The 3,167-nt window shown below is 65.0% G+C and carries 3 protein-coding genes; 2 read left to right on the top strand and 1 reads right to left on the bottom strand.

What is annotated here, in order from left to right; all coding sequences use genetic code 11:
- Window positions 1-511 (bottom strand): UvrD-helicase domain-containing protein (locus VOI29_RS23600; protein WP_323784219.1); only part of this gene is annotated, 511 nt, incomplete at its 3' end.
- A gap of 152 nt (window positions 512-663) precedes the next feature.
- On the opposite strand from VOI29_RS23600, the gene VOI29_RS23595 reads away from it, so the two are divergent.
- Window positions 664-1,809 carry an alpha-hydroxy acid oxidase gene (locus VOI29_RS23595; protein WP_323784218.1) on the top strand — a complete coding sequence of 382 codons (1,146 nt, stop codon included), beginning with the start codon at window positions 664-666 and terminating at the stop codon, window positions 1,807-1,809.
- 324 nt (window positions 1,810-2,133) lie between these two features.
- The coding region (locus VOI29_RS23590; RefSeq protein ID WP_323784216.1) for a biotin carboxylase N-terminal domain-containing protein at window positions 2,134-3,167 on the top strand (1,034 nt) is incomplete at its 3' end.

Genomic DNA, 3,167 nt, shown 5'->3' with positions numbered 1-3,167 from the left:
AATCGTCGATGATGCCCGCCAGCATCCGCGCAGGCCAGCGCTTGTCGTCGATGCCTTCCGCCTTGATCAGCTGTTTCAGCAACCGGATCTGATCGTCGGTGTCGAGAATGGTGAAGTTGGATTTCAGCCCCGCCAGTTCGGCATGGCGGCGCAGCAGTTTCACGCAGACCGAATGGAAGGTGCCAAGCCACGGCATCCCTTCGACCGCCTGGCCCAGCATTGCGGCCACACGCTCTTTCATCTCGCGGGCGGCCTTGTTGGTGAAGGTCACCGACAGGATCTCGTTCGGGCGCACCCGGCCGGTGCTGAGGAGATGCACAATCCGGGTGGTCAGCGCCTTGGTCTTGCCGGTGCCCGCCCCTGCCAGCATCAGCACCGGGCCGTCTAGGCATTCCACCGCTTCGCGCTGCGCCGGGTTGAGGCCGTCCAGATAGGGCATCGGCCGCGCACCCATGGCGCGGGCCGACAATGATGCGCCCTCAAAGGCGTCCATTTCGTCAAAACTGCTCATGGGTGCGATCCTAGACTGATTCAATCCCGGCGGAAAGAGGACGTTCACACTCTGTTCACTGGAGTGCCGGACAGGTCTGCAGCGGGTGCGCGCCGCAGGGTCCGCAACTGCAGGGGCTGGACATTCCGCCCCGCCCGCCGGCTAATGCCCGCATGGATTTGCATCAACGCTACCCCGGCCTTGAAGACCTGAAACGCCGCGCCGAACGGCGGCTGCCGCGGTTTGTCTGGGAGTATCTGGACAGCGGCACCGGAACAGAGGCCGCACGGGCGCGCAACCGGACGGGCCTGGACCGGTTGGGCTTTCTGCCGTCAGTGCTGCATGGGCCGATGGAACCGGATCTTTCCACTCCGCTTCTGGGCACTGCCTATGCGCTGCCTTTCGGAATCGCGCCGGTAGGCATGTCCGGGCTGATCTGGCCGGATGCCGAGGCTATTCTGGCCCGCGCCGCCGCCGCCGCCGCCATTCCTTATTGCCTGTCCACGGTTGCCAGCCAATCGCCGGAGGACCTGGCGCCGCATCTGGGCGGGGATGGCTGGTTCCAATTGTATCCCCCCAAGGACGAGGCCATCCGCGGCGATCTGCTGGCGCGGGCACGGGATGCCGGTTTCAAGACCCTGGTGCTGACGGTGGATGTGCCCGCCGCCTCGCGCCGCGAACGGCAGACACGGTCGGGGCTGACCCAACCGCCGCGGCTGACCCCGCGGCTGCTGGCGCAGATTGCGCAGCGCCCGGCCTGGGCGCTGGGAATGGCGCGCCGGGGCCTGCCGCGGATGCGGACATTGGACAAGTACATACCGGGTGAACAGGCCAACCTGCCGCCGACGGCCCATATTGGCTATTTGCTGCGCACCTCGCCGGATTGGGATTATGTGCATTGGCTGCGGCGCAACTGGGACGGCGCCTTTGTCATCAAAGGGGTGCAGCGTGCCGAAGACGCCAAGCGCATGCAGGCGGCGGGGGCGGATGCGGTCTGGATCTCCAACCATGGCGGGCGCCAGTTCGACGGCTGCCCGGCGGCGATTGATCTGCTGCCGGATATCCGCGCCGCGGTGGACCTGCCATTGATCTTCGACAGCGGCATCGAGGGCGGTCTGGACATTCTGCGGGCGCTGGCGCTGGGGGCGGATTTCGTCATGCTGGGGCGTGCTTTTCACTATGCGCTGGCCGCCCTGGGCGCCGCCGGCCCGGCGCATCTGACCGACATGCTGGCCAAGGACATGCAGGCAAACATGTGCCAGCTTGGCCTGTCCGGACTGGACGCAGTCCGCAGCCTGCAGCGGCGCAAACTGGACTGACTGCGCGCCGTGCTGGCGCAATTTACCCAAAAACCGGAGAATAGCGCCAAAATGACGCACCCCAGCCGCCGCTTGCCCGCTGCGTCGCGGCAAAAATAGTTACAAAATCGTGCTGCAAGCGCGAAATTCCTGCGGTTTCCCGCCCCGTTGCAAGCGGGCGGCCCAACTGCGGATCCACCGCATCAGACGGCAAAACGCGGGCCAGGAAAGAGAAAACAAGCCGCTTGAGAGCGCAATCATGCCGGAAATACCCAGAACACCTGTTGTGCGGCTCGCTAATATCCGCCTAACACTGCACCAACTTGCACGGACCCCGAGGGTGAAATGACCGACTTCAAAAAGATCCTGATTGCCAACCGTGGTGAGATCGCCATCCGCGTGATGCGCGCCGCCAACGAAATGGGCAAACGCACCGTCGCCGTCTACGCCGAGGAAGACAAGCTCGGCCTGCACCGGTTCAAGGCGGATGAAGCCTACCGGATCGGCGAGGGCATGGGGCCGGTTGCGGCCTATCTGTCGATTGACGAGATCATCCGCGTCGCTAAGGAAAGCGGCGCCGATGCGATCCACCCCGGTTACGGCCTGCTGTCGGAAAACCCGGATTTCGTCGATGCCTGCGCCCGCAACGGCATCACCTTCATCGGTCCCAAGGCCGAGACCATGCGCGCCCTGGGCGACAAAGCCAGCGCCCGCCGGGTCGCTGTCGAGGCCGGGGTGCCGGTGATCCCCGCGACCGAGGTGCTTGGCGACGACATGGACGCGATCCGCAAGGAAGCGGCCGAGGTTGGCTATCCGCTGATGCTGAAAGCCTCCTGGGGCGGCGGCGGCCGCGGCATGCGGCCGATCCACGGCGAGGACGAGCTGGAAGAAAAGGTGCTGGAAGGCCGCCGCGAGGCGGAAGCCGCCTTTGGCAACGGCGAGGGCTATCTGGAAAAGATGATCACCCGCGCCCGCCACGTCGAGGTCCAGATCCTGGGCGACAAGCACGGTGAGATCTATCACCTGTTCGAGCGCGACTGCTCGGTGCAGCGCCGCAACCAGAAAGTGGTCGAGCGCGCCCCTGCCCCCTATCTGACTGAGGAGCAGCGCGCCGAGATCTGCGAGCTGGGCCGCAAGATCTGCGCCCATGTGAACTATGAATGCGCCGGCACCGTCGAATTCCTGATGGATATGAACGACGGCAAGTTCTACTTCATCGAGGTGAACCCGCGGGTGCAGGTGGAACACACTGTCACCGAGGAAGTCACTGGCATCGACATCGTGCAGGCGCAGATCCTGATCGCCGAGGGCAAGACCCTCGCCGAGGCCACCGGCAAAACCAGCCAGGGTGAGATCAAGCTGACCGGCCACGCGCTGCA

The organism is Leisingera sp. (assembly GCF_034669605.1).
Lineage (GTDB): Bacteria > Pseudomonadota > Alphaproteobacteria > Rhodobacterales > Rhodobacteraceae > Leisingera.
Note: the sequence above shows the minus strand (reverse complement) of the source record. Positions and strands in the feature narration are given on the sequence as shown.